Genomic DNA, 25884 nt, shown 5'->3' with positions numbered 1-25884 from the left:
CGCCCCCGTGAACCTGTGACCGAATCAAGGAATGTGAAGTGAAACCATCCGTACTGGTTATTGCAACCCTCTCAGCCCTGCTCAGCGCCTGTGGCGGCGGGGAAGATAACGCACCACTGGCGATCCCGGACTACCGGGTCGATGTCGCTCTGCCGACTGCCGGTACCCTGTGCGCCGATCTGGATCAGAACTGGCAATGTGATCCCGCCGATCCTGCCGTCAGCGGCGAAGGAGCTGTGGCCCTGGTCAGCCGTTCGGCCAACATCGTCAACTCGCCCCTGCTGTTCGTACCGAGGAGCGGAGGCCTGCTACTGGCACATCCGGCCGCCAAAGGGGATCCACAACGGCTGCAACCGACCCTGCTCAGTACCCTGTGGCAGAGCCGCATTGCCGAAGGGGTGGCCGCCGATCGCGCACTGGCGCAGCTGCTGGCCGATCTCGCGCCGCTGCAACCGGGCAGCGATCGCGCGGCCCTCGCGGGTCTCGGCCAGTTTGATCAGGCGCTGCAGCAGGTGGCGATCAGCTTGCAACAACAGGCCCGCACACACCTTGCCACCGCCAAGGAGACCCAGTTGCTTACCACCAGCTATCGCGCCATCAGCCTGATGCTGGCGCAATTGGCTCAGGAGTGGCAACGCAACGGCCAGTTCGCTGAAGATACCCAAAGCAAGCTGCTGACCCTGCTGGTGCAGCAGCAGCCACGCAACCTGCTAACCGTCACCGGCGTCACCACCTTCAGCGATGGCAACGACCCGCTGCTGGAGCAGGAACCCGCCGACTATCCGGGACAAGATGCCAGCTGGAATCGCACTCGTCCCCAGCTTGCCTATCGCAAACTCGATGATCGCGGTCAGGTGCTCCCCGACAACGCGCCGAGCTGGCAGTGCGTCAAGGATCTCAATACCGGTCTGGTGTGGGAGGTCAAATCGGACGATCCCTTGAGCCCGGCCTGGAAAAGCAGACCCTTTGCCTATGAGGATGAGCAGTTCAAGGCGACCGCAGGCGAGCAGCAAGAGGCCTACCAGCATATTCATAAGAGGATCGAACAGCTCACCGCCGAAGGAGATCTGGCGGCCCTAGCCCGGGCACAGGCGCTGACCACCATGCTGACCACACGCGCGTATCAGCAGTGGCTCAATGGCAAGCAACGCTGCGGCATCAGCCAGTGGCGGCTGCCCACCATGGGTGAGCTGATGTCACTGATGCACTACGGCAGCCTGGCCAAGGACCCGCTGGGTCAACGCATCATCGTGGATACCCGTTACTTCCCGGATATCGCCCCCTCGGAAGATGACACCTACCATGGCTACTACTGGAGCGCCACCAGCAACACAGCTCAGCGCTTCTCCGGTGGCCCCATCAGCAAACGCACAGTCCTGCTCCTGGGAGAAGATGCGGGCACCACCTATCCCGCGCTGGTGCAGCAAGATACCTATATCGAGCTGATGCAGGTACGACTGGTCGCCACTCCCCAATAACCCGAGGAATATCATGAGCCTTTATCGCTTTTCGTTCGCCATGCTGGCACTGCTGGCCCCCCTGGCCCACTGTGCTGCCATTTGTGATGACACCATGGATCGCACCGCCCCCTCTGCCCGTTTTCTTGACCATGGCAACGGCACCGTCACGGATCAACACACCGGCCTCACCTGGATGCGCTGCAAACTGGGGCAGACATGGAGTGGCAGCAGTTGCCTGGGGGAACCGACCGTTTACTACTGGCAGCAGGGGCTGCAAGTGGCGGAGCGGATCCGCAGTGACAGCAGCCATGCTCTCTATCACTTCGGCGGTATCAGCCAGTGGCGCCTGCCCGACATCAAGGAGCTGGCGACCCTGGTCGAGCATGCCTGCTACAAGCCCTCTCTCAATGAAGCCATTTTCCCGCGCGCCATGGCGGGGGGCGGTAAAGAGGTCAATGAGGGCTATGTCTATCTGATGAGCAGCACGGTAACCTCCGCCAATGGTCAGCGGGCGTATCTGGATATTACCTCGGGAGATATCGGTCTTCGCGCCATTGGCGCCTACCCGGATCAGGTCTTGCTGGTCGCCAATAAACCCTGACCGCCCCACGCTCGAAACCGGAACGCGATGACAGGAGAGGCTTGAAAGCCTCTCTTTTTAATGCTCTTGCCACCCCCTATCTCACCCGCCATCACGCTCTTCTCCCACCTGTGCCCCCTGCCCGCGATACCGACCTGATCCGGCTTCGCCCGCGGCATTTACCCCTTTCAGGTGATAACGAGGAGCAGCTCTCTGCGCTTTACAGGCCTTTCCCGCCCGCCATAACCAACAAAAAAGTGCGCTTCTTAACAAAATTTAATTACCGGTTAACCGATTAATAATTAACCCGTAAAAATGACATGTAAATCAGTGCGAAAGTGTCATAATGCGTAACATTAATGTTAAGTCGCTTGATTAATTTGGTTAGGAAAAACCTCTATGTTTGCTGATATTTCTGCTCAACATTGGGCTTTTGCCATTTATGTCATCGGTGCCATCACCATCTGTCTGGTGATGATAGGCCTCGCCGCCCTGCTGGGAGGTCGCGCCTACGGCCGCACCAAGAACAAGCCATTTGAATCTGGTGTCGACTCGGTCGGCAGTGCCCGCCTGCGTTTTTCCGCCAAGTTCTATCTGGTCGCCATGTTCTTCGTCATCTTCGACGTCGAGGCGCTCTACCTGTTTGCCTGGTCTGTCTCCGTGCGGGAGAGCGGCTGGGTCGGCTTTATTGAAGCCACCATTTTCATCGGACTGCTGCTTATCGGCCTGATCTACCTCTGGCGCATCGGCGCACTGGACTGGTCACCGCGCAAACCGCAGCTGAACAACAAAAACAGTGATTGAACCACAGACCCTTTCCTTGAGGTTGCACCATGAAGTACACCCTGACCCGGATTGACCCGGATGCCCCCGTTGAGCGCTACCCCCAGGAGCAGCGCCAGACCGTCGATGACCCACTGGCGCAAGAAGCGACGCGCGGCATCATGATGGGCCGTCTCGAGGAGGTGCTGCAAGACACAGTCAACTGGGGCCGCAAAAACTCCCTCTGGCCTTACAACTTCGGCATCTCCTGCTGCTACGTGGAGATGTGTACCGCCTTCACCTCCCCCCACGATGTGGCCCGCTTCGGCGCCGAAGTTATCCGCGCTTCGCCCCGTCAGGCCGACTTCATGGTGATTGCAGGGACCCCCTTCATCAAGATGGCGCCAGTCATCCAGCGCCTGTATGAACAGCTGCTCGAACCCAAGTGGGTGATCTCCATGGGGGCCTGTGCCAACTCAGGCGGCATGTATGACATCTATTCAGTGGTGCAGGGGGTAGACAAGTTCCTGCCGGTCGACGTCTACATTCCGGGTTGCCCGCCCCGTCCCGAAGCCTTTTTGCAAGCCCTGATGCTGCTGCAGGACTCCATCGGCAAAGAGCGCCGTCCCCTCTCCTGGGTAGTGGGCGATCAGGGGATCTACCGTCCCCAGATGCAGGCCGAAAAAGAGCGCAAGCGCGGCGAACGGATCAATGTGACCAACCTGCGCACGCCGGATGAGATCTGACCATGAAACTGACTCGTGATTTTCCCAGCAATTACGCCATGGCCCAGTGGCAGCCCAGCGACCACAAGGATGCCAAAGTCATTGGCGAACTGTTTGCCCACTTCGGGGCCGAGCACTTCACCGTGCAGACCACGCGTACCGGCGTACCGGTGGTCTGGCTTCCCCGCGAACTGCTGCAGGATGTGATGAGCTTCTTGCGCAAGGTGCCCTCCCCGTTTGTGATGCTGTTTGATCTCAGCGCCACCGATGAGCGGCTGCGCAGCCATCGCGACGGTCTGCCCCAGAGCGATTTCACCGTCTTCTATCACCTCATCTCCATCGACCGTAACGCCGATGTGATGTTGAAAGTGGCGCTGGCCGAAAGTGACCTGCATCTGCCCACCATCACCAACCACTTCCCCAATGCCAACTGGTACGAGCGGGAAGTGTGGGATCTGATGGGCATCACCTTCGATGGCCATCCCCATCTGACCCGCATCATGATGCCCAAGAGCTGGCAGGGTCACCCGCTGCGCAAGGATTACCCGGCGCGCGCCACCGAATTCGATCCCTTCATGCTCGATGCCGCCAAACAGGACATGGAGCAGGAGAACCTGCTGTTCAAACCGGAAGAGTGGGGGCTGGCCCGCGGCAACGAGAATGAGGACTACATGTTCTTGAACCTCGGCCCCAACCACCCCTCGGCTCACGGCGCCTTCCGGTTGGTGTTGCAGCTCGATGGCGAAGAGATCCGCAACTGTGTGCCCGATATCGGCTATCACCATCGCGGTGCCGAGAAGATGGGCGAGCGCCAATCCTGGCACAGCTACATCCCCTATACCGACCGGGTCGAGTATCTGGGCGGGGTGATGAACAACCTCCCCTATGTGCTGGCGGTCGAGAAGCTGGCTGGCATCAAGGTGCCGCAGCGGGTCGATATGATCCGGGTGATGATGGCGGAGCTGTTCCGCATCCAGAGCCATCTCTTGTTCCTCGGTACCTATATCCAGGACGTGGGGGCCATGACCCCGGTCTTCTTCACCTTCACCGACCGGCAGAAGATCTACACCATCATCGAAGCGATCACCGGTGCCCGCATGCACCCGGCCTGGTTCCGTATCGGCGGTGTGGCCCACGACCTGCCGAAGGGATGGCAACGGCTGGTGCAGGACAACCTGCTGAGCTGGCTGCCCAAACGTCTGATGGATTACGAAAAAGCGGCGATGCGTAACAGCATTCTGCGCGGTCGAACCATAGGCGTATCTGCCTACACCACCGAGCAGGCGTTGTCCTGGGGCACCACGGGGGCCGGATTGCGCGCCACCGGCCTTAACTTCGACATACGCAAGTGGCGCCCCTACTCCGGTTACGATCAGTTCGACTTTGAAGTGCCGGTCGGCAGCAATGGCGATGCCTACGACAGAGCTACCGTGCGGATCGAGGAGATCCGCCAGAGCATGTCGATCATCGAGCAGTGCATGAAGAACATGCCGGAGGGTCCCTTCAAGGCGGATCACCCCCTCACCACGCCGCCGCCCAAAGAGCGCACGCTGCAGCACATCGAGACCCTGATCAACCACTTCCTGCAAGTGTCGTGGGGCCCGGTCATGCCGGCAGCCGAGTCGTTCCAGATGATTGAGGCGACCAAGGGCGTCAACAGTTACTACCTGACCAGCGATGGCTCCACCATGAGCTACCGGACCCGGATCCGCACCCCGAGCTTTGCTCACCTGCAGCAGATCCCCTCGGTGATCAAAGGCAGCATGGTGTCGGACCTCATCGTCTATCTGGGCAGTATCGATTTTGTTATGTCGGATGTGGACCGTTAAGTGATCCGCCCTCCCGGCCATGGCCGGGAATCGGGATCGCCGGACGAGCAGTAAAAGGACAAGCCACCAAAGGTCAAGTCATGAGCCAGCAATGTCAGTGTCACAATAATCAGACCCCACAGGGGCAAGGGGCATGCAGCAGCAAACAGGACGACTTCGTTCTGAGCCAGGCTGAACGCGATGCCATCGAACACGAGAAACACCACTACGAAGATCCCCGCGCCGCCAGCATCGAAGCGCTCAAGATCGTGCAGCAGGCCAGAGGCTGGGTACCCGACGGCGCCATTCACGCCATCGCGGCCGAGCTCGGCATTCCCGCCAGCGACGTGGAGGGGGTTGCCACCTTCTATAGCCAGATCTTCCGCCAGCCGGTGGGACGTCACATCATCCGCGTCTGCGACAGCATGGTCTGCTACATCAATGGCCATGAAGATCTGCTGGCCGGTCTCAAGGAGGTGATAAACCTCGGCCCCGGTCAAACCACCCCGGATGGCCGCTTCACCCTGCTGCCGGTCTGCTGCCTTGGCAACTGCGACAAGGGGCCAGCCATCATGATCGATGACGACACCTATGGCGGCCTCGATCCGGTGACCTTGCTGAAAACGCTGGAGGCTTACCCATGAGCCTGCCGCAGAACAAAATCCTCGCCTCTCTTGGCACCGCCAATCGCACCCCGCGTGCCCCCGAGACCCACCCGCTCACCTGGCGGCTACGTGATGACGGCCAGCCGGTGTGGCTGGAGGAGTATCAGGCCAAGCAGGGTTATGAAGCGGTGCGTAAAGCACTCAGCCAGATGAGTCCGGACGAGATCGTCAGTACCGTCAAGGATGCCGGTCTCAAGGGGCGTGGCGGCGCGGGCTTCCCCACTGGTGTGAAGTGGGGGCTGATGCCCAAAGACGAGAGCATGAACACCCGTTACCTGCTCTGCAACGCCGACGAGATGGAACCCAACACCTGGAAAGATCGCCTGCTGATGGAGCAACTGCCCCACCTGCTGATCGAGGGGATGATCATCTCGGCCCGAGCGCTCAAAGCCTATCGCGGCTATATCTTCCTGCGCGGCGAGTATGTAGATGCTGCCATCCACCTGCGCCGTGCGGTGGAAGAGGCCAAGGCCGCCGGTCTACTGGGCAAGAACATTCTGGGATCCGGTTTTGACTTCGAGCTGTTCGTCCACACCGGCGCCGGCCGCTACATCTGTGGTGAAGAGACGGCGTTGATCAATTCGCTGGAAGGGCGCCGCGCCAACCCGCGTGCCAAACCCCCCTTCCCCGCCGTTTCCGGCGTCTGGGGCAAACCCACCTGCGTCAACAACGTCGAGACCCTCTGCAACGTCCCCGCCATTATCGGCAACGGGGTCGCCTGGTATCACGGGCTGGCGCTGCCGGGCTCGGAAGATCACGGCACCAAGCTGATGGGCTTCTCCGGCAAGGTGAACAACCCCGGGGTCTGGGAGCTGCCCTTTGGCATCACCGCCCGCGAGCTGTTTGAAAATTACGCCGGCGGGATGAAGAGCGGCTATCGCCTGAAAGCCTGGCAACCGGGCGGCGCGGGCACCGGCTTCCTGCTGCCGGAGCACCTCGATGCCCAGATGTATACCGCCGGTATCGGCAAGGTAGGTACCCGGATGGGGACTGGCCTCGCCATGGCGGTGGATGACTCCATCAGCATGGTCTCCCTGCTGCGCAACATGGAGGAGTTCTTCGCCCGCGAGTCGTGTGGCTGGTGCACGCCCTGCCGCGACGGCCTGCCCTGGAGCGTCAAGCTGCTGCGGGCCTTGGAGCGTGGCGAAGGGCAATCCGGCGATCTGGCGACCCTGGAGCAACTCTGCGGTTTCCTTGGCCCGGGCAAGACCTTCTGCGCCCACGCTCCGGGCGCCGTCGAGCCGCTGGCCAGCGCCATCAAATATTTCCGCTCCGAATTCGAGGCCGGGATCAAAGGCAGCGGCGACAACCGCAAGCCGGTCAAAGGGATCCAGCCCAATCTGCTGGGCGAGCGCTGGTAACGACACCACAGATTTCACAAAACAGGTTTCAGGGAAGTTGTATGGCAACCATTTATGTAGACGGCAAAGAGTACGAGGTAGACGGAGCAGATAACCTGCTGCAAGCCTGTCTGTCGCTGGGTCTGGACGTCCCCTATTTCTGCTGGCATCCGGCGCTGGGTAGCGTTGGCGCCTGCCGCCAGTGTGCGGTCAAACAGTATCAGAATGCCGATGACAAACGCGGTCGTCTGGTCATGTCCTGCATGACCCCGGCCACCGATGGCAGCTACATCGCCATCGAGGATGAAGAGGCTAAAGAATTTCGCAAGAGCGTGGTGGAATGGCTGATGACCAACCACCCCCACGACTGCCCGGTGTGTGAAGAGGGCGGCGCCTGCCACCTGCAGGACATGACGGTGATGACCGGCCACAACAGCCGTCGCTACCGCTTTACCAAGCGCACCCACCAGAATCAGGAGCTGGGCCCCTTCATCGGTCACGAGATGAACCGCTGCATCGCCTGCTACCGCTGCGTCCGTTACTACAAGGATTATGCCGGTGGCGAGGATCTCGGGGTCTACGGTGCCCACGACAACGTCTATTTCGGGCGGGTCGAGGATGGCACCCTGGAGAGCGAATTTTCCGGCAACCTGGTGGAGGTCTGCCCCACCGGCGTATTCACCGACAAGACCCACTCCGAACGTTACAACCGCAAGTGGGACATGCAATTTGCCCCCAGCATCTGCCAGCAATGCTCCGTGGGCTGCAACATCAGTCCGGGTGAGCGTTATGGCGAGCTGCGCCGCATCGAAAACCGCTTCCACGGCAGCGTCAACCACTACTTCCTCTGTGACCGTGGCCGCTTTGGCTATGGCTACGTCAATCTGGCGGACCGCCCGCGCCAACCGCTGCTCAAAGATGGCAACGACCAGCTGACCATCACAGTCGATGGCGCCCTCAACCGAGCCGCCGATGCGCTGCGCACGGCCCGCGGCCTCATCGGCATCGGCTCGCCCCGCGCCTCGCTGGAGAGCAACTTTGCCCTGCGCGAGCTGGTGGGTGCAGACAACTTCTACGCAGGCGTCGAGCAGGCCGAGTGGGCCTGTCAGCTGAAGATGCTGCAGATCCTGCAACAGGGCGGCGTGCCGACTCCGAGCCTGCGGGACATGGAAGAGGCTGACGCCATTCTGCTGCTCGGCGAAGATGTCACCATGAGCGCCGCCCGTATCGCGTTGGCGCTGCGTCAAGCCGTCAAGGGCAAGGCTCGCGAGCTGGCCCGCAAGATGAAGGTGGATCTGTGGCAAGTCGCCGCCGTACAGACCCTGGGTCAGAACGAACGCTACCCGCTGCTCATCACCAGCCTCGACACCACCCGTCTGGACGATGTGGCGGCCGACAAGCTGCACGCCCCCTATGCCGATCAGGCGCGCCTTGGCTTTGCCATCGCCAACCTGCTCGACCCGAGTGCACCGGCCGTGGCCGATCTCGGCCCCGAGCTGCAGGCACAAGCGACTCGCTGGGCCGAGCTGCTCGGCAACGCCAGGAAGCCGCTCATCATTGCTGGCTCCAGTGCCCGCGATGTGGCGCTGCTTGAGGCGGCCAGCAACATTGCCCGCGCCCTGAAAGGTCGAGGACTGGAAGCCAGCATCGCGCTGGTTGGCCAGGAGGCCAACTCGCAGGGTCTGGCCATGCTGGGCGCTCAAACCTTGTCAGACAAGCCACTCGAAGCAGCCCTTGCGCGTATCGAGTCCGAAGAGGGGTTGGCGCTGATCACCCTGGAGAACGATCTCTACCGCCGCGCGCCGCGCAACCGGGTGGATGCTGCACTGGCACGGCTGCAGCACCTGCTGGTCATCGACCATCAGGCGACCCCGACCGCCAACAAGGCTGATCTGGTGCTGCCAGCGGCCAGTTTTGCCGAAGCCGATGGCACGCTGGTGAACATGGAAGGGCGCGCCCAGCGCTTCTTCCAGGTCTATGCACCCGCCTTCTACAACGCCGATATTCAGGTGCGTGAAGGGTGGCGCTGGCTGACGGCGCTGCAAGGGGCGATCGAACGCAAGCCGCTGCGCTGGCAGAACTTCGACCAGGTCAACCATGACTGCGCCACCAGCAATCCGCTGCTGGCTACCATGCTGGAAGCGGCGCCCAACGCAGGCTTGCGGATCCATGGCATGCGACTGGCCCGTGAGCCGCATCGTTACAGCGGTCGTACCTCCATGCTGGCGGATCAGAACGTCAGCGAACCGCGGGTAGCGCAAGATCCCGACTCCCCCTTCAACTTCTCCATGGAAGGGTATGCCGGAGCCCGTCAGCCGCTGCCGCAAGTGCCCTTTGCCTGGGCGCCCGGCTGGAACTCCCCCTCCGCCTGGAACAAGTTCCAGGATGAAGTGGGTGGCAAACTGCGTGCTGGCGATCCGGGTCGCCGTCTGCTGGAAGCAACAGACCCGCAGGCAGAAGGCAAGGAGCTGCTCGGCTGGTTCACCACCATCCCCGCCCCCTTCAAGGCCGCAGAGGCGCTGCAAGTGGTCAATTATGCCCAGCTGTTTGGCGGCGAGGAGCTCTCCGCTCGCAGCCCGGTCATTCAGGCCCGGATGAACGAACCCGAGCTGGTGCTCAATCCCCTTGATGCGCAGCGTCTGGCCCTCCATGCAGGCAATCAGGTCTCCTTCTCCTGGGGCGGTAGCCACTGGCAACTGCGCCTGCGCCTGAGCGAACAGCTGAGCGCCGGTCTGGTGGGGCTGCCCCTTGGGGTGAACGGCCTGCCGACGGCCATGCAACAAGCCTCAATCACTAACCTGCAGGAGGTGATCGCATGAGCGAGTCGCTGATCGATCTGTTGCTGGAGGTGGGCAAGGCACTGATCGTGCTGGTGGGGATCGTGGGGGCTGGCGCCTTCATGAGCTTCATCGAGCGCCGTCTGCTGGCCCTGTGGCAGGATCGCTACGGCCCCAACCGGGTGGGGCCGTTTGGTCTGCTCCAGCTGGCCGCCGACATGATCAAGATGTTCTTCAAGGAGGACTGGATCCCGCCGTTCGCCGATCGGCGGATCTTTATCCTGGCCCCCATCATCGCCTTCACCGCCTTTATTCTGGCGTTTGCGGTGGTGCCCATCACCCCCACCTGGGGCGTGGCGGATCTCAATGTGGGGCTGCTCTACATCCTGGCCATCGCGGGGCTGGCGGTCTATGCGGTGCTGTTCGCCGGCTGGTCGAGCAACAACAAATACTCATTGCTCGGCAGCTTGCGCGCCTCGGCCCAGACCCTCTCCTACGAGGTGTTTCTCGGGCTATCCCTGATGGGGATTGTGATCCAGACCGGCAGTTTCAACCTGCGGGATATCGTCGAGGCACAGGCAGACTTGTGGAACGTGGTGCCCCAGATCCTGGGCTTTGTCACCTTCCTGTTTGCCGGCGTTGCCGTCACCCACCGTCACCCGTTTGACCAGCCGGAGGCCGAGCAGGAGCTCGCCGATGGCTATCACATCGAGTATGCGGGGATGAAGTGGGGTCTCTTCTTCGTGGGCGAATATATCGGCATCGTGCTGATCTCCTCGCTCATCGTGACCCTCTTCTTCGGTGGCTGGCACGGCCCTTGGCTGCCCCCCTTCATCTGGTTTGCCCTGAAGACCGCCTGTTTCATGGTGTTCTTCATCCTGCTGCGGGCTTCCCTGCCTCGCCCGCGCTTTGACCAGGTAATGTCGTTTGGCTGGAAAGTCTGCTTGCCGCTGACCCTGATCAATATGCTGATCACCGCGGCAGTTGTACTGATAAGTACGCAGTGAGGCACTCATTATGAAAATTGTTAGCATCATTAAGGGTGTCGGCACCCAGTTACGCAGCCTGGCCATGGTCTTCTCCCATGCCTGGCGGCCCCGTGAAACCCTCAACTATCCGGAGCAGGCGGTCTATGCGGCCCCCCGCTACCGCGGTCGCATCGTGCTGACCCGTGACCCCGACGGGGACGAGCGCTGCGTGGCCTGCAACCTCTGCGCGGTCGCCTGCCCGGTCGGCTGCATCTCGCTGCAAAAATCCGAGCGGGAAGATGGTCGCTGGTATCCGGAGTTCTTTCGCATCAACTTCTCTCGCTGCATCTTCTGCGGCCTGTGTGAAGAGGCTTGCCCCACCACCGCCATACAGCTGACACCGGATTTCGAGATGGGTGAGTATCGCCGCCAGGATCTGGTGTACGAGAAGGAAGATCTGCTGATCAGCGGGCCCGGCAAATACCCGGACTACAACTTCTATCGCATGAGCGGGATGGCTATCGACGGCAAGCCGAAAGGGGATGCCGAAAACGAAGCCAAGCCCATCGATGTCAAGAGCCTGCTGCCCTGAGGAGTCAATCATGGAACTGGCATTTTATGCCTCGGCCCTGGTGGCCATTTACAGCACGCTGCGGGTGATCAGCACCAGCAATCCCATGCATGCGCTGCTCAATCTCATCATCTCCCTCATCGCCGTGGCCATGATCTTCTTCTGCCTGGGTGCCGCCTTTGCGGGCGCCCTGCAGGTGATCGTCTACGCCGGCGCCATCATGGTGCTGTTCGTGTTCGTGGTGATGATGCTGAACCTGGGGAGTGCCCAGGCACAGGAGAAAAAGTGGCTCACCCCCATGACCTGGGGGGGCCCAGCCCTGCTCTCGCTGATCCTGCTGGGCTTTCTGGCCCACGGCATTCTCGGAGTGACCGGGGGCCTGACCGGAGTGACCGAGGTGACCGCCAAGCAGGTGGGTGTCGAGCTCTTTGGCCCCTATGTGCTGGCGGTGGAGCTTGCCTCCATCCTGCTGCTGGCGGGTCTGGTAACCGCCTATCACCTGGGTCGGGAAGAGAAGAGCGGTGAAGTGCTCTCCGTCCCCCGCACAGCATCCCGCTCTGCACAAGAAGGAGGTCAGCAATGAATGGAATCCCTATGGAGCACGGCCTCCTGCTGGCCGCGGTGCTCTTCTGCATCGGCTTGTGCGGTCTGCTGATCCGCCGCAACCTGCTCTACATCCTGATGAGTATCGAGATCATGATGAATGCCTCGGCACTGGCGTTTGTGGTGGCGGGTAGCCGCTGGGCCCAAGCCGATGGCCAGATCATGTATATCCTGGTGATTTCTCTGGCGGCAGCGGAGGCCAGTATCGGCCTTGCCCTGTTACTGCTGCTCTATCGTCGTTACCACACCCTGAACGTGGACACTGTGAGCGAGATGCGCGGATGAGCCTCTTATATCTGACTTTTCTATTTCCGCTGCTGGGATGGCTGGTGTTGGCCTTCTCCCTCGGCCGGTTTGGCGAGCGTACCTCTGCGCTGATCGGGGTAGGCTCCATTGGCCTGTCGGCCCTCACTACCCTGTGGGTGGGCATCGACTTTCTGGGCAACCCGCCAGAGGGGGGCGTCTATATCCAGCGCCTGTGGCAATGGATGGCGGTGGGCAACTTTACCCCGAGCTTCTCGCTGGCACTGGATGGCCTGTCGCTGACCATGCTGGGGGTGGTGACCGGAGTCGGTTTCTTTATCCACCTGTTCGCCTCCTGGTATATGCGCGGTGAAGAGGGCTACTCCCGCTTCTTTACCTACACCAACCTCTTTATCGCCAGCATGCTGTTTCTGGTGCTGGCTGATGACCTGCTGTTTGTCTACCTCGGCTGGGAAGGGGTAGGGCTGTGCAGCTATCTGCTGATCGGCTTCTACTACAAGGATCGCAAGAACGGCGCGGCGGCCCTCAAGGCATTTGTCGTGACCCGGGTGGGTGATGTCTTCCTCGCCATCGGCCTGTTTATCCTCTATCGGGAGCTGGGCACCCTCAATATCCACGAGCTGCTGGTTCGTGCCCCGACCCTGTTTGCCGAGGGCTCCCCTGCCCTGTCGCTGGCCTGCCTGATGCTCCTGGGTGGCGCGGTCGGCAAATCGGCACAGCTGCCGCTGCAAACCTGGCTGGCGGATGCGATGGCAGGCCCGACCCCTGTCTCAGCGCTGATCCACGCCGCCACCATGGTGACCGCCGGTGTCTACCTGATTGCCCGTACCCACGGCCTGTTCCTGCTGGCGCCAGAGATCCTCCATCTGGTCGGGCTGGTTGGCGCCATCACGCTAGTGCTGGCAGGCTTTGCGGCGCTGGTTCAGACCGATATCAAGCGGATCCTCGCCTACTCCACCATGAGCCAGATTGGCTACATGTTTCTGGCTCTCGGTGTCGGCGCATGGGAAGGGGCCATCTTCCACCTGATGACCCACGCCTTCTTCAAGGCGCTGCTGTTCCTCTCCGCCGGTGCCGTTATCGTTGCCTGCCACCATGAGCAGAACATTTTCAAGATGGGCGGCCTGCGCAAGAGCCTGCCGCTGGTCTACGCCTGCTTCCTGGTAGGTGGCTCGGCGCTGGCGGCGTTGCCGCTGGTCACTTCCGGTTTCTACAGTAAGGATGCCATCCTGTGGCAAGTGGAAGCATCGGGCCAAAGCACGCTGCTGTGGGCAGGTCTGGCGGGGGCATTCCTCACGTCGCTTTATACCTTCCGGCTGATCTTTATCGCCTTCCATGGCAAAGAGCAGACCAAAGCCCATGCGGGCCACGGTCTGGCTCACCATCTGCCGCTGCTGGTGCTGCTGGTGCTTTCTACCGGCATCGGCGCGCTGATCTCCCCGCCACTGGCAGGTGTACTGCCCGCAGGCCCGGGAGACCATATCGAAGAGGGTCGCCATGCACTGGAGGTAGCCTCCGGCATCATCGCCATTGCTGGCATCGCGCTGGCCGCGTTTCTGTTCCTTGGTGAGCGCCGTCTGGCCACCTCCATTGCCAACAGCGCGCCAGGCCGGCTGCTCAGCACCCTCTGGTTCAACGCCTGGGGCTTTGACTGGCTCTATGACCAGCTGTGGGTCAAACCCTATCTGCTGGCGACCCGTCTGGTCGGGCAGGATCCGCTGGACTGGATGATGGGCCTGCCCGCCTGGCTTGCCCTGCGTGGCAACCAGCTGCTGGCCTGGACCGTGACCGGCAAGTTGCGCTGGTATGCCGCCTCCATGGGGATCGGCGCCGTGCTGGTGCTGGCGCTGTTGCTGCTGGGATAACGCGATGAACAACACGAAGATCGTACAGCCGGGCTGTTTGCTCTCCCTGATGGAACAGGGAGCGCAATCTCATATGAACTTGAACGAGAGCTGATACCGTGACCTTACTCTGGATCTTGCTAATTCCTTTTATCGGCGGCTTGCTCTGCTGGCAGATGGAGCGTCTCGGCGGGCAGTTTGTCCGCTGGGTAGCCCTGCTCTCCATGAGCGCCAGCCTGCTGCTCTCCTGTGCCATCTGGCTAAGTGGTGACTTCTCCCTTGCCACCACGGGTCTCGACAGCGCGGGCGTCTCCGGTGCTGCCTCAGCCTGGGCCGCCGAGTGGCGCCTGCCGTGGATCCCCCGCTTCGGCATCTCTTTGCATCTGGCGGTGGATGGCCTGTCGCTCTTGATGGTGATCCTCACCAGCTTTATCGGGGTACTGGCCATTCTCTGTTCGTGGAAAGAGATCGTGCAGCGCATCGGCTTCTTCCATCTGAACCTGCTCTGGATCCTGGGTGGCGTGCTCGGGGTCTTTATGGCGCTGGACCTGTTCCTCTTCTTCTTCTTCTGGGAGATGATGCTGGTTCCCATGTACTTCCTGATTGCGCTCTGGGGCCATTCGGTCACTGACGGCAAATCACGGATCAACGCGGCGACCAAGTTCTTCATCTACACCCAGGTGAGCGGCCTGATCATGCTGGTGGCTATCATCGGGCTGGTGCTGACCCACCAGCATGCTACCGGTGTCTTCACCTTCAACTATCTGGATCTGCTCAATACCCCGATGAGCAAGGGTGTACAGTGGCTGCTGATGCTGGGCTTCTTCATCGCCTTCGCGGTCAAGATGCCGCTGGTGCCGCTGCACGGCTGGCTGCCGGATGCCCATAGTCAGGCGCCGACCGCAGGCTCCGTGGACCTCGCCGGTATTTTGCTCAAAACCGCGGCCTACGGTCTGCTGCGCTTCGCCCTGCCGCTCTTCCCGGAGGCCTCAGCCGAATTTGCCCCCTACGCCATGGTGCTGGGTCTTGTCGGCATCGTGTATGGCGCCATCGTGGCCTTTGCCCAGACTGACATCAAACGGCTGGTGGCCTACACCAGCATCTCCCACATGGGTTTTGTGATGATCGCCATCTACTCGGGTAGCGAAGTGGCCCTGCAGGGTGCCGTTGTGCAGATGATCGCCCACGGTCTCTCCGCCGCCGGCCTCTTCATCCTCTGCGGTCAGCTCTATGAGCGGCTGCACACCCGCGACCTGCGCCAGATGGGTGGTCTGTGGGGACGCCTGCGCTATCTGCCGGGTGTGATGCTCTTCTTCTCGGTGGCGTCGCTCGGCATGCCGGGCACCGGCAACTTTGTCGGCGAGTTCCTGATCCTGGTTGGCAGCTTCCAGGTTGCCCCTGTCATCACGGCGGTCGCCACCTTCGGTCTGGTACTGGCCTCGGTCTACTCCCTCATCATGTTGCAGCGCGCCTGCTTTGGCCCCGCCAAAGATGAGCGCGTGCTCAAGGGACTGGATCGCCGCGAGCTGACCATGATGATGGTGATTGCGGGCCTGCTGGTTCTGCTTGGCCTCTATCCCCAACCCGTGATTGACACCGCCAGCAGCAGTCTTATCAACGTGCTGCACTGGTATCTGCTGCCGACTGCTGGAGCCCTGCAATGACTTTCTCCGCTTCCCAACTGCTGGCACTGCTTCCCCTGCTGCTGACCACCGGGGCCATGGCGGCCCTGATGCTGGCCATCGCGTGGCGCCGCTGTGTCACCACCGCCTTTACCGTCACCATCATTGGTCTCAACCTGGCGCTCTTCTCCCTGCCCATCGTCATGGCGCAAGGAGATCAGGGGGTCACCCCGCTGCTGCAAGTGGACAGTTACGCCGTCTTCTACATGGGACTGGTGCTCATCGGCGCCCTGGCCACCTGCACCTTCGGTCAATTGTGGCTGAAAGCCTACCCGGACAACCGGGAGGAGTTCTTCCTGCTGCTGCTGATCGCCACCGCTGGTGGTCTGGTGCTGGCCTGCTCCCGTCACCTCGCCTCTCTCTTTATCGGGATCGAGATGCTGACCCTGCCGATGTTCGGTCTGGTGGGTTACGCCTACCGCGAGCGCCACTCGCTGGAAGCCGCGGTGAAATACATGGTGCTCTCTGCCGCAGCCACCGCCTTCCTGCTGTTTGGCATGGCGCTGCTCTATGCACAGGCAGGCAACCTGAGCTTTGCCGCCCTGGGGCAGACCCTGGCCGAGAGCCCGGCTCACCACCCGCTGCTGATGGGCGGTTTGGGGCTGATGCTGGTCGGCTTTGCCTTTAAACTCTCCCTGGCCCCCTTCCACCTCTGGACCCCGGATGTCTACGAAGGTGCCCCGGCACCGGTCGCCACCTTCCTCGCCACCGTCAGCAAGGTGGCGGTCTTTGCCGTGCTGCTGCGCTTCTATCTGGCGGTACCGGCGGCGAGCGATCCCATGATCCACTGGCTGCTGGCAGCCATGGCGGTCATCTCCATCATGGTCGGCAACCTGCTGGCCCTGGTGCAGACCAACGTCAAACGGATGCTGGGTTACTCCTCCATCTCCCACTTCGGTTACCTGCTGGCGGTGATCGTGGCGAGCCGATTCGGCCAGATGCCGGTGGAAGCAGCCGGGGTCTACCTGCTGATGTATCTGTTCACCAGCCTCGGCGCCTTTGGCGTCGTCAGCATGATGTCGAGCCCCTATCGCGGCAAGGATGCCGACTCCCTGCACAGCTATCGCGGTCTGTTCTGGAAGCGTCCTTACCTCACAGCAGTGCTGACGGTGATGATGTTGTCACTCGCGGGCATCCCGATGACCCTCGGCTTTATCGGCAAGTTCTACCTCATCGGCGTCACCGTCGAGGCGCAGCTTTGGTGGCTCTCCGGTGCCATCGTGCTCGGCAGCGCACTGGGTCTCTACTACTACCTCAAGGTGATGGTGACCCTCTATCTGCGCGAACCGGGCATGCAGCAGCGCGATGCCAGCGCCGACTGGGCGCTCTCCTCCGGTGGTGTGGTGGTGCTGCTCTCTGCAGCGCTGGTGGTGTTGCTGGGGCTCTATCCCCAGCCGGTCATCAGTCTGGTACAAGGGTTCCAGCAGGTGGTGTTGCAGTAACCCGGCTCATTTCCCTTCAAAACCGGCCCATGTGGCCGGTTTCTTTTTTATGTGGATTGCCTGCTGGCAGAGACCCTTTTGTGTTGGCATCTCACACCCCGTGCAGCCGTTGGTCTCGTCCGGTATTCATCCAACCCCCTTGCTGATATATTGATGACTGGCAGGAATGGAGTTCCGAGCGATGATGCAGCCTACTTTTCATCAATTTGATGCGCATCCACTGGCCGATGCATTGCTTCCCTATGAGGGGCAACGACTCGATGTGTTGCTAGCCGAGCGGGATGCCGCACGCGTTGCCGATCTGCAGCAGCAGTGTCAGCGCCTCAACATTCAACTCTGCGGCGCCATCTTTCCACGCCTTGTCAGTCGGCACGGTTTCCACGAAAGGGGGGCTTGGCTGTTGCCCCGACCAGCATCCCACAATCCTCTGCTGCTCTCGCTCTCCCCTACAGCCAGTGCCGATACACTGGCCGATATCATCTGCGATCAGTTGGCGTCCCGACTGGCAGAATGGCCGGACACCGAGAAGGTTCCCACCCTCTTTCTCACCTTTGACGCCATGCTCCCCAATATTGCAACCCTGCTCGAGGGGATCTATCTAAGGCTGGCGGACAGGGTCAACTATGCGGGTGTCAATGCAGGTAGCGGCCAGTTCACAGCCATGCCCTGCCTGTTTGACACCCAGAGATTGCTGGGGCATGGGGTCAGCTGTGCACTGCTCTCCCCCCACAGTCCCCCCTTGCTGGAGCACGGCTATCAACTCACTGCCCAGCCCATGCTCGCCACCAGCAGTGAAGGCAACAAGATCTCCTTTATCGACTGGGAGCCGGCTTTTAGCCGCTATCAATCCCTGATCCGGCAACAGTTCCAGCAAAACCTCACACCAGAGCAGTTCTATCGGTACGGTGTACATTTGCCCTTGGGGTTGCTGCGAGCCAATGGCGATGTGATCGTGCGGATCCCGGTCGCCGTTACCGACGACGGTGCCCTGCTCTGCGTCGGAGAGGTGCCTGACCACAGTATTCTCACCCTGCTGAAAGCCCCGGAAAGCCCCACAGAGCACGCTGTCGAACTGGCCGAAAAGCTCGGCCGGCACGGTACACCCGAGCGCCTCGAGATCTATTACTGCGCCGGCCGTCAGCAGCACTTCGGCGAACAGAGCACCCTGGAGCTGGAGACCCTCTTTAGCCACAGCGGAGCCCACGAGCTGGTCGGGGCCCTCTCTCTTGGCGAGATAGGAAGTGTAAGGCCGGGGGATTACCCGCTCTTTCACAACGGTGCCATCCTCTGTCTCAGCGAGGGTTAGCAATGAATAACGATCACGCCATGGCCATTGTCTGCGATCTCGCCCTCTGCATCGGTCGGGAGGTCACACTCGATGCCCTGCTCACCAAGGTGGTGCAGCGCTTTATGTTTCACTGTGCCACACCGGTTGGTGTGGTATTGCAGCAGCAACGGGAAGGATATGAGCTGCTCAAGGTCATTGGTGATGATCAGCTATCCCGGCACAGTGGCTCGCTGCTCTCCTTGCCTGCCTGGATTGTTGAAGGTGACCAATGTGCGCTGCAAACGACCTTGCCTCTCCCCGGTGGCCGACCGTACCACTTTGCCTATCGGCTCAGGGTTGACGGGGGATATCTCATCTTGCTGCTGGCCCCCCAACCCCAGCAGCACACAGTGCCGGTCTGCCATCTGTTCAGCCCGGTGCTCGGTAATCTGGCGCGCGCCATCCAGTTGTGCAAGGACAGCGAACAGCTCGCTAGGCGCCAGCAAGCCGAGCTGGTCGACATGCAGCGCCTCAACGAATCCCTGCTCAAGGCCATTCCCATCCCGGTGTTCTACAAGGATGTCGAAGGGCGCTTTCTCAGCTGCAACCCGGCCTTTACCCAGGTCACCGGGATCAGCAAGGCCGAGCTGCAGGGGAAGCGGGTGGACGAAATCCTGCCCCCGGAGATGGCGGACGAATATACCCAAAGGGACATGGAGGTGCTGCGCAGCAGGCAGCCGCAATATTTTGAACACACGCTGTTTGATCGCAGCGGCCACCGCTACCAGGTGCTCAACTTCAAGGATCTCTTCTATGACCATCAGGGCGAGGTGGCCGGAATCATAGGGGCACTGGTCGACATCACCCATATCAAGGAAAGCGAGCAGCGCCAGCGCACCCTGCTGTTTCAGACCATCGCGGCCCTCTCCTCCGCGATTGCCCACAAAGATCCGGTCACGGCAGGACACGAACGGCGCGTGCATGATCTCGCGCTGGCTATAGGTCAACAGCTGCAACTGCCGCAAGAGCAGCTGGATGGATTGGGTCTTGCGGCCATGGTGCATAACATCGGCCTACTGCAGATCCCGGCGGAGATCCTCACACGCCCGCGGGAACTGAGGCCGGTTGAGTTCGAACTGATCAAACAGCATCCGGACACTGGCCGCGAGATCCTGCAACAGATTGACTTCCCCTGGCCCATCACCACCATAGTGATGCAGCACCATGAAAATCTCGATGGTAGCGGCTACCCACAAGGGCTACAGGGGGATGCGATCTCGCTGGAGGCGAGGATTATACGGGTCGCCGACTCCCTGGCCGCCATGACGGCCCACCGTCCGTTCCGGCGCGCCCTCTCTCTCACCGATGCGTTCGCCGAGCTGACGCGCTATGCCGGTGTGCATTACGACGAACAGGTGGTCGATGCCTGTTTCGCCGTCTGGCAAGCGGGCTACCGCTTTACTACCACCTGACTCTGGTTGCACCAAGATGATGTTAAAAGATCTACCGCCATCCATTCAGCCACCGGGCGTCAGCTCTCACCCCACCGCAGCCCTGCTCCATCAGGTGATGGAACAGCTGCCCTATCGCGTCCTGTTGAAAGATACCCGTTCACACTTCATCGCCTGCAACCGACTGCTGGCCGACGATCTGGCCCTCACCCCGGCCGAACTGGTTGGCAAGTGCGATGCCGATTTTTTCCCGGCCGAGCTGGCCCAACGCTACCGGGATGACGATCTCCAGGTCATGGCCAGCGGCACAACCCGGCATCACGAAGAACCCTATCTGAAAGGGGGTGAAGACCGCTGGCTCAGTACCACCAAGTTTCCCCTGTACGATGAGCTGGGCAAGGTGATCGGTGTCGCTGTCTTTTTCGAAGATATCACCGACCAGAAACAGCAGCAGGAGCGTCTCCAGCAATATACCTGGACGCTGGAAGCAATAACCCGCGCCCACCATGCCATGCTCAAGCAGGGGGATGAACAGACACTACTGCAGGAGATCTGTGATGCCATCACTTTCGATGGCCGTTTTCCCCTGGTGACCGTACTGCAGACCGCTGATCAGAACAGAGTACAGATCCTGGCGCAGGCAGGTCAGGCCGTCTGGTTTGCCAGCGATAACTGGCTCACCCGGGACGCAGCCCTGACCAGTGCAATCAGTTCAGGCGAGATGCGCAACGAAGCACTTGGCACCGAACTGGTCCACCACTCCGCCACCTTGAGGGGACGGCTGCTGCTGCCATTGCAGTGGCAAGCCACTGTGCCAGGCGGACTGCTTATTCACAGCACGCAGGCCAGAGCCTTCACCGATGAGGAGGTGCATCTCTTCAACGGACTGGCCGACTACCTGACCTATGGCCTGCAGGCACGTCGAACCCAGCAGGCCTATCTTGCCGCCCAGCGTGAAAAAGCCATGCATGCCCGCCAACTGGAGCTGGCCCTGGAGGATGCGCTGGGAGCCATCGCTGCCGTGCTGGAACAACGCGATCCCTACACCGCCGGACACCAGAAGCATGTCGCTACCCTGGCGCTGGCCATCGGCCGAGAACTGGGGTTGGGTGATAAACCGCTACGCGGTCTCTATCTGGGCGCCATGGTGCACGATATCGGCAAAATCCAGGTCCCTGTCGAGATCCTCACCAAACCGGGCAAACTGACCCCCCAGGAGTTCAATCTGGTCAAGGAGCATCCGACAGCGGGTTATCTGGTGCTCAAGGATATCGCCCTGCCCTGGCCCATAGCCCGGATGATCCACCAGCACCACGAGTATCTCGACGGTTCCGGCTATCCATCAGGGTTAAAAGGCGAGCAGATCCTGCTGGAAGCGCGCATTCTCACGGTCGCCGATATAGTGGAGTCCATGTCATCGGATCGTCCCTACCGTGCTGCCCTGGGGATTGCGCAGGCCCGAACCCATATCATGGCCATGCGGGGAGTCCAGCTGGATGAAGCCGTGGTCGATGCCTGTCTGCGTATTCTGGATCGGGGAGAGTTTACCCCTCATGAACTTGGCCACGGCCAAACCTGATCGACAGAGCCCATATTGAAAAACCGGCCAAATTTGGCCGGTTTCTGTTTTTATGCGCTGGCGCAGTCGCGATTAACCCAGACGAACCCGGGCGTTGCGGAACATCCGCATCCAGGCCCCATCCTCGCCCCAGTTGTCGGGGTGCCAGGAGTTGGCCACGGTGCGGAACACCCGCTCCGGGTGCGGCATCATGATGGTGGCGCGGCCATCGGTGGTGGTCACGGCGGTGATACCATCCTGCGAGCCGTTCGGGTTGGCCGGGTACTGCTCGGTCACGCTGCCGCGGTTGTCGACAAAGCGCAGTCCTACCAGACCGCTCTGCTGCAGTGCGTTCAGGTGAGCGGCATCGCGCACCTCGACACGCCCTTCCCCGTGGGAAACGGCAATCGGCATCACCGAGCCTGCCATGCCGGCGAAGAAGGCCGACGGGGACTCCTGTACCTGCACCAGACTGAAGCGGGCCTCGAAGCGCTCGGAGCGGTTGCGTACAAAGCGCGGCCAGAGATCGGCACCCGGGATGAGTTCTCGCAGGTTGGACATCATCTGACAACCGTTGCAGACGCCCAGCGACAAGGTGTCACCACGCTCGAAGAAGCGCTGGAACTGCTCGCGGGCGTTGTCGTTGAACAGGATGGACTTGGCCCAGCCTTCCCCCGCCCCCAAAACGTCACCGTAGGAGAAACCGCCACAGGCCACCAGGGTCTGGAACTCCTCCAGCTTGATGCGACCGGAGAGAATGTCGCTCATATGGACGTCCACAGCGGCGAAACCGGCACGATCGAACGCCGCCGCCATCTCTACATGAGAGTTGACCCCCTGCTCGCGCAGCACCGCCAGACGGGGGGAGACCCCGCGGGCAATGTAAGGTGCAGCCACATCCTCGGACGGGTTGTAAGTCAGCTTGGCATGCAGACCCGGATCGGTGGCGTCCTGACGGGCCGCGTGCTCACTGTCGGCGCACTCGGGGTTGTCGCGCAGGCGCTGCATCTGCCAGCTGGTCTCGCCCCAGATGGTGCGAAGGGCGGTGCGGCTGGCACGATAGACCTCCTGACCGCCCCGCTGCAGGGTGATGAGGTCCCCTTCGCGCACGGTGCCGAGCACATGGGAGCAGGCTGCCAGACCGTGACCGGCCAGCAGGGTCATCACCGCCTCTTTATCTTCACGACGCACCTGAATGACGGCGCCCAGCTCTTCGTTGAACAGTGCAGGCAGCAGCTCGCCGCCGATGCGATCGAGCTGGATGTCGAGGCCGCAGTGACCGGCAAACGCCATCTCGGTCAGGGTGACGAACAGGCCACCGTCAGAGCGGTCGTGATAGGCGATCAGTTTGCGATCGGCCACCAGCGTCTGAATGGCGTTGAAGAAGCCCTTGAGCTGGACCGGGTTGTCGAGATCCGGCGCCTTGTCACCCAACTGGCGATAGACCTGCGCCAGTGCGGAGGCACCGAGGCGCTGCTTGCCATTGCCAAGGTCGATGAGGATAAGGTCGGTTTCACCGAGATCGGTACGCAGTTGCGGAGTAACCGTGTTGCGCACATCCTCGACCCGGGCAAAGGCGGAGATGAGTAGGGAGAGCGGCGAGGTGACGCTGTGCTCCTTGCCATCCTGCTGCCAGCGGGTCTTCATGGACATGGAGTCCTTGCCCACCGGAATGGTGATGCCCAAGGCCGGGCAGAGCTCCTCACCTACCGCTTTGACCGCCTCATAGAGACCGGCATCTTCACCCGGGTGACCGGCAGCGGCCATCCAGTTGGCGGAGAGCTTGACCCGCTTCAGCGACCCGATATGAGCCGGAGCCAGGTTGGTGAGCGCTTCCGCTACCGCCATGCGAGCGGAGGCGGCGTGGGAGAGCAGCGCCACCGGGGTACGCTCGCCCATGGACATGGCTTCGCCGTGATAGCTGTCGTAGGTGGCAGCGGTGACGGCGCAATCGGCCACCGGGATCTGCCAGGGGCCAACCATCTGGTCGCGATTGACCAGACCGGTCACGCTGCGATCGCCGATGGTGATAAGGAAGGACTTCTCCGCCACGGTCGGCAGGCGCAGTACCCGCTCGGCCGCGTCACTCAAAGTGATGCCATCGAGCTGGAGCGCTTTGCCTTGCGCAGGCAGAGTCACCACGTCGCGGTGCATCTTGGGCGCCTTGCCGAGCAGCACGTCCAGCGGCAGATCGATGGGCTGATTGTCAAAGTGGCTGTCAGAGAGGGTCAGATGCTTCTCTTCGGTCGCGGTGCCGATGACGGCATAGGGTGCGCGCTCACGCTCGCACAGGGCCTTGAACAGCGGCAGCTTATCTTGTGCTACCGCCAGCACGTAACGCTCCTGGGATTCGTTGCACCAGATCTCCAGCGGGCTCATGCCCGGCTCGTCGTTCGGGATGGCGCGCAGATCGAAACGGCCGCCACGCTCACCGTCGTTGACCAGCTCCGGCATGGCGTTGGAGAGACCGCCCGCCCCCACGTCATGGATAAAGACGATAGGGTTGTCGTCACCCAGCTGCCAGCAGCGATCGATCACCTCCTGGCAACGGCGCTCCATCTCGGGGTTGTCACGCTGCACCGAGGCAAAGTCGAGATCTTCGGCCGACTGGCCGGAGGCCATGGAGGATGCGGCACCACCGCCCAGACCGATGTTCATCGCCGGGCCGCCCAGCACGATCAGCGCCGCGCCGACCGGGATATCCCCTTTCTGGACATGTTCGGTGCGGATGTTGCCGATGCCGCCAGCCAGCATGATGGGCTTGTGGTAGCCACGCACCTCGACGCCATTGTGGCTCGGCACCTCCTCTTCGAAGGTACGGAAGTAACCCAGAATAGCCGGACGGCCGAACTCGTTGTTAAACGCGGCGCCGCCGAGCGGCCCCTCCTGCATGATGTCGAAGGCACTGACGATACGGCTCGGCTTGCCGAAATCCTGCTCCCAGGGCTGTTCGAAACCTGGGATGCGCAGGTTGGAGACGGAGAAACCGACCAGACCCGCCTTGGGCTTGGCACCGCGACCGGTGGCTCCCTCATCGCGGATTTCGCCGCCGGAGCCGGTGGCTGCGCCCGGGAATGGGGAGATGGCGGTCGGGTGGTTGTGGGTCTCCACCTTCATCAGGATGTCGACCTGTTCCTGGTGATACTGGTATTCGCCGTTGGCCGGGCTCGGGAAGAAGCGGCCACCCTGGCTCCCTTCCATCACGGCGGCGTTGTCTTTATAGGCAGAGAGGACATGATCCGGCGTCTGCTCGAAGGTGTTCTTGATCATCTTGAACAGCGACTTGGGCTGCTGTTCGCCATCGATGGTCCAGTCGGCATTGAAGATCTTGTGACGGCAGTGTTCGGAGTTCGCCTGGGCGAACATGTAGAGCTCGATGTCGTTGGGGTTGCGACCCAACTTGGTGAAGTTCTCCACCAGATAGTCGATTTCGTCGTCGGCCAGCGCCAGACCGAGCGCCACGTTGGCTTCGGCCAGGGCTGCGCGACCACCGCCCAGCACATCCACCTGGGTGAAGGGGCGCGGCTCGTGGTTAGCAAACAGGGCGGCAGCTTCGCTCATCTCGGCAAACACCACTTCCATCATCCGATCATGGAGCACGGCGGCAATGGCGCTGCGCTGGGCGGCACTCAACTCACCCTGCCCCTTGATGGTCAGGTAATAGGCAATACCACGCTCCAGCCGCTTGACCTGTTTCAGGCCGCAGTTGTGGGCGATGTCGGTTGCTTTGGAAGACCAGGGGGAGATAGTGCCGGGGCGGGGGGTAACAAGAAACAGCTGACCGCTGGGGGTGTGTTCGGGGATGGTCGGGCCGTAGCGCAAGAGCTGGCCCAAGGTCGCTCGCTCGGGGGGAGAGAGGGGGCTTGTCAGCTCGGCAAAGTGCACATACTCGGCATAGACATCCTCTATCTCTACTCCACTCTCGTTTCTCATCTGTGCGAAGCGTTGCAGCAGTTTTTGGACACGAAAATCAGACAGTGCTGGGGCACCACGCAAGATATCCATATGACCTTTCTCACCAAGTTTTAAAGTGGGGGGGAATTGAGACGCGCGTATTATAGGGATCTGGCTCACAGCGGACAAACGTTTTTCTCACTTCGAGCAGTGTGACTCTGCG

The 25884-nt window shown here is 61.3% G+C and carries 20 protein-coding genes; 19 read left to right on the top strand and 1 reads right to left on the bottom strand.

Translation table 11 applies throughout. From position 1 onward, the window contains the following. Positions 1-38: 38 nt before the first annotated feature. The 19 genes from G5193_RS01290 (at position 39) to G5193_RS01200 (ending at position 21788) form a co-directional block, all read left to right on the top strand. On the top strand, positions 39-1478 hold the full coding sequence (locus G5193_RS01290) for a DUF1566 domain-containing protein (protein WP_421204745.1): 1440 nt from the start codon (positions 39-41) through the stop codon (positions 1476-1478). Positions 1479-1491: 13 nt separating this feature from the next. Beyond that, positions 1492-2061: a DUF1566 domain-containing protein gene (locus G5193_RS01285; RefSeq protein ID WP_421204744.1), complete on the top strand. Its 570-nt coding sequence runs from the start codon at positions 1492-1494 to the stop codon at positions 2059-2061. 41 nt (positions 2062-2102) lie between these two features. Further along, positions 2103-2339 carry a hypothetical protein gene (locus G5193_RS01280; RefSeq protein WP_421204743.1) on the top strand — a complete coding sequence of 79 codons (237 nt, stop codon included), beginning with the start codon at positions 2103-2105 and terminating at the stop codon, positions 2337-2339. A gap of 100 nt (positions 2340-2439) precedes the next feature. Continuing rightward, positions 2440-2844 (top strand): NADH-quinone oxidoreductase subunit A, encoded by a 405-nt coding sequence (locus tag G5193_RS01275; protein ID WP_005344919.1) that lies wholly within the window; start codon positions 2440-2442, stop codon positions 2842-2844. 29 nt (positions 2845-2873) lie between these two features. Next, entirely contained in the window at positions 2874-3548 is a 675-nt protein-coding gene (locus G5193_RS01270) for a NuoB/complex I 20 kDa subunit family protein (protein WP_005344917.1), read from the top strand. A 2-nt stretch (positions 3549-3550) separates the two neighbouring features. Then, entirely contained in the window at positions 3551-5356 is a 1806-nt protein-coding gene (gene nuoC / locus G5193_RS01265; protein ID WP_421204742.1) for an NADH-quinone oxidoreductase subunit C/D, read from the top strand. Between the two features lie 80 nt (positions 5357-5436). Further along, a complete protein-coding gene (gene nuoE, locus G5193_RS01260) occupies positions 5437-5979 on the top strand; it encodes an NADH-quinone oxidoreductase subunit NuoE (protein WP_108612019.1) in 543 nt (180 codons plus the stop codon). Beyond that, the gene (gene nuoF / locus G5193_RS01255; RefSeq protein WP_204483752.1) at positions 5976-7361 is read left to right on the top strand and encodes an NADH-quinone oxidoreductase subunit NuoF; all 1386 of its coding nucleotides are present in this window, start codon (positions 5976-5978) and stop codon (positions 7359-7361) included. The genes nuoE and nuoF overlap by 4 nt, the downstream gene beginning before the upstream one ends. 41 nt (positions 7362-7402) lie before the next feature. Further along, positions 7403-10159: an NADH-quinone oxidoreductase subunit NuoG gene (gene nuoG, locus G5193_RS01250; protein ID WP_421204741.1), complete on the top strand. Its 2757-nt coding sequence runs from the start codon at positions 7403-7405 to the stop codon at positions 10157-10159. After that, positions 10156-11124: an NADH-quinone oxidoreductase subunit NuoH gene (gene nuoH, locus G5193_RS01245; RefSeq protein ID WP_042019045.1), complete on the top strand. Its 969-nt coding sequence runs from the start codon at positions 10156-10158 to the stop codon at positions 11122-11124. Before nuoG ends, nuoH begins: the two co-directional genes overlap by 4 nt. 10 nt (positions 11125-11134) lie before the next feature. Continuing rightward, positions 11135-11677 carry an NADH-quinone oxidoreductase subunit NuoI gene (gene nuoI / locus G5193_RS01240; protein WP_058053340.1) on the top strand — a complete coding sequence of 181 codons (543 nt, stop codon included), beginning with the start codon at positions 11135-11137 and terminating at the stop codon, positions 11675-11677. 10 nt (positions 11678-11687) lie between these two features. Continuing rightward, positions 11688-12239, top strand: a complete 552-nt coding sequence (nuoJ, locus tag G5193_RS01235) for an NADH-quinone oxidoreductase subunit J (protein ID WP_245130678.1) — start codon at positions 11688-11690, stop codon at positions 12237-12239. Further along, positions 12236-12544, top strand: coding sequence for an NADH-quinone oxidoreductase subunit NuoK (gene nuoK / locus G5193_RS01230; RefSeq protein ID WP_005337247.1), 309 nt, complete (start codon positions 12236-12238; stop codon positions 12542-12544). The genes nuoJ and nuoK overlap by 4 nt, the downstream gene beginning before the upstream one ends. Then, positions 12541-14388, top strand: a complete 1848-nt coding sequence (nuoL, locus tag G5193_RS01225; protein ID WP_421204740.1) for an NADH-quinone oxidoreductase subunit L — start codon at positions 12541-12543, stop codon at positions 14386-14388. The genes nuoK and nuoL overlap by 4 nt, the downstream gene beginning before the upstream one ends. Before the next feature lie 98 nt (positions 14389-14486). Continuing rightward, complete coding sequence (gene nuoM, locus G5193_RS01220) at positions 14487-16031, top strand: NADH-quinone oxidoreductase subunit M (RefSeq protein WP_421204739.1); 1545 nt, start codon at positions 14487-14489, stop codon at positions 16029-16031. Further along, the gene (nuoN, locus tag G5193_RS01215; RefSeq protein WP_421204738.1) at positions 16028-17491 is read left to right on the top strand and encodes an NADH-quinone oxidoreductase subunit NuoN; all 1464 of its coding nucleotides are present in this window, start codon (positions 16028-16030) and stop codon (positions 17489-17491) included. Before nuoM ends, nuoN begins: the two co-directional genes overlap by 4 nt. 181 nt (positions 17492-17672) lie before the next feature. Continuing rightward, complete coding sequence (locus tag G5193_RS01210; RefSeq protein ID WP_421204737.1) at positions 17673-18797, top strand: FIST signal transduction protein; 1125 nt, start codon at positions 17673-17675, stop codon at positions 18795-18797. A gap of 2 nt (positions 18798-18799) precedes the next feature. After that, positions 18800-20230 (top strand): HD domain-containing phosphohydrolase, encoded by a 1431-nt coding sequence (locus G5193_RS01205; RefSeq protein ID WP_421204736.1) that lies wholly within the window; start codon positions 18800-18802, stop codon positions 20228-20230. 16 nt (positions 20231-20246) lie between these two features. After that, positions 20247-21788: an HD domain-containing phosphohydrolase gene (locus G5193_RS01200; protein ID WP_421204735.1), complete on the top strand. Its 1542-nt coding sequence runs from the start codon at positions 20247-20249 to the stop codon at positions 21786-21788. A 72-nt stretch (positions 21789-21860) separates the two neighbouring features. Here G5193_RS01200 and purL read toward each other — a convergent pair whose 3' ends face one another. After that, the gene (gene purL / locus G5193_RS01195) at positions 21861-25772 is read right to left on the bottom strand and encodes a phosphoribosylformylglycinamidine synthase (protein ID WP_421204734.1); all 3912 of its coding nucleotides are present in this window, start codon (positions 25770-25772) and stop codon (positions 21861-21863) included. Positions 25773-25884: the final 112 nt, after the last annotated feature.

The organism is Aeromonas sp. 601027 (assembly GCF_049174455.1).
Classification (GTDB): domain Bacteria; phylum Pseudomonadota; class Gammaproteobacteria; order Enterobacterales; family Aeromonadaceae; genus Aeromonas; species Aeromonas veronii_A.
The sequence above is the reverse complement of the archived record's forward strand: the minus strand, read 5'-3'. Positions and strand labels throughout refer to the sequence as shown.

What these genes read in the sequence shown, in the direction of transcription:
- G5193_RS01205 (WP_421204736.1), top strand. Translation starts at nt 18,800, where the DNA reads ATGAATAACGATCACGCCATGGCCATTGTCTGCGATCTCGCCCTCTGC.
- nuoH (WP_042019045.1), top strand. Translation starts at nt 10,156, where the DNA reads ATGAGCGAGTCGCTGATCGATCTGTTGCTGGAGGTGGGCAAGGCACTG.
- nuoG (WP_421204741.1), top strand. Translation starts at nt 7,403, where the DNA reads ATGGCAACCATTTATGTAGACGGCAAAGAGTACGAGGTAGACGGAGCA.
- nuoK (WP_005337247.1), top strand. Translation starts at nt 12,236, where the DNA reads ATGAATGGAATCCCTATGGAGCACGGCCTCCTGCTGGCCGCGGTGCTC.
- G5193_RS01270 (WP_005344917.1), top strand. Translation starts at nt 2,874, where the DNA reads ATGAAGTACACCCTGACCCGGATTGACCCGGATGCCCCCGTTGAGCGC.
- purL (WP_421204734.1), bottom strand. Translation starts at nt 25,772, where the DNA reads ATGGATATCTTGCGTGGTGCCCCAGCACTGTCTGATTTTCGTGTCCAA.
- nuoL (WP_421204740.1), top strand. Translation starts at nt 12,541, where the DNA reads ATGAGCCTCTTATATCTGACTTTTCTATTTCCGCTGCTGGGATGGCTG.
- nuoF (WP_204483752.1), top strand. Translation starts at nt 5,976, where the DNA reads ATGAGCCTGCCGCAGAACAAAATCCTCGCCTCTCTTGGCACCGCCAAT.
- G5193_RS01200 (WP_421204735.1), top strand. Translation starts at nt 20,247, where the DNA reads ATGATGTTAAAAGATCTACCGCCATCCATTCAGCCACCGGGCGTCAGC.
- G5193_RS01210 (WP_421204737.1), top strand. Translation starts at nt 17,673, where the DNA reads ATGATGCAGCCTACTTTTCATCAATTTGATGCGCATCCACTGGCCGAT.
- nuoJ (WP_245130678.1), top strand. Translation starts at nt 11,688, where the DNA reads ATGGAACTGGCATTTTATGCCTCGGCCCTGGTGGCCATTTACAGCACG.
- G5193_RS01285 (WP_421204744.1), top strand. Translation starts at nt 1,492, where the DNA reads ATGAGCCTTTATCGCTTTTCGTTCGCCATGCTGGCACTGCTGGCCCCC.
- nuoI (WP_058053340.1), top strand. Translation starts at nt 11,135, where the DNA reads ATGAAAATTGTTAGCATCATTAAGGGTGTCGGCACCCAGTTACGCAGC.
- G5193_RS01275 (WP_005344919.1), top strand. Translation starts at nt 2,440, where the DNA reads ATGTTTGCTGATATTTCTGCTCAACATTGGGCTTTTGCCATTTATGTC.
- nuoC (WP_421204742.1), top strand. Translation starts at nt 3,551, where the DNA reads ATGAAACTGACTCGTGATTTTCCCAGCAATTACGCCATGGCCCAGTGG.
- nuoN (WP_421204738.1), top strand. Translation starts at nt 16,028, where the DNA reads ATGACTTTCTCCGCTTCCCAACTGCTGGCACTGCTTCCCCTGCTGCTG.
- nuoE (WP_108612019.1), top strand. Translation starts at nt 5,437, where the DNA reads ATGAGCCAGCAATGTCAGTGTCACAATAATCAGACCCCACAGGGGCAA.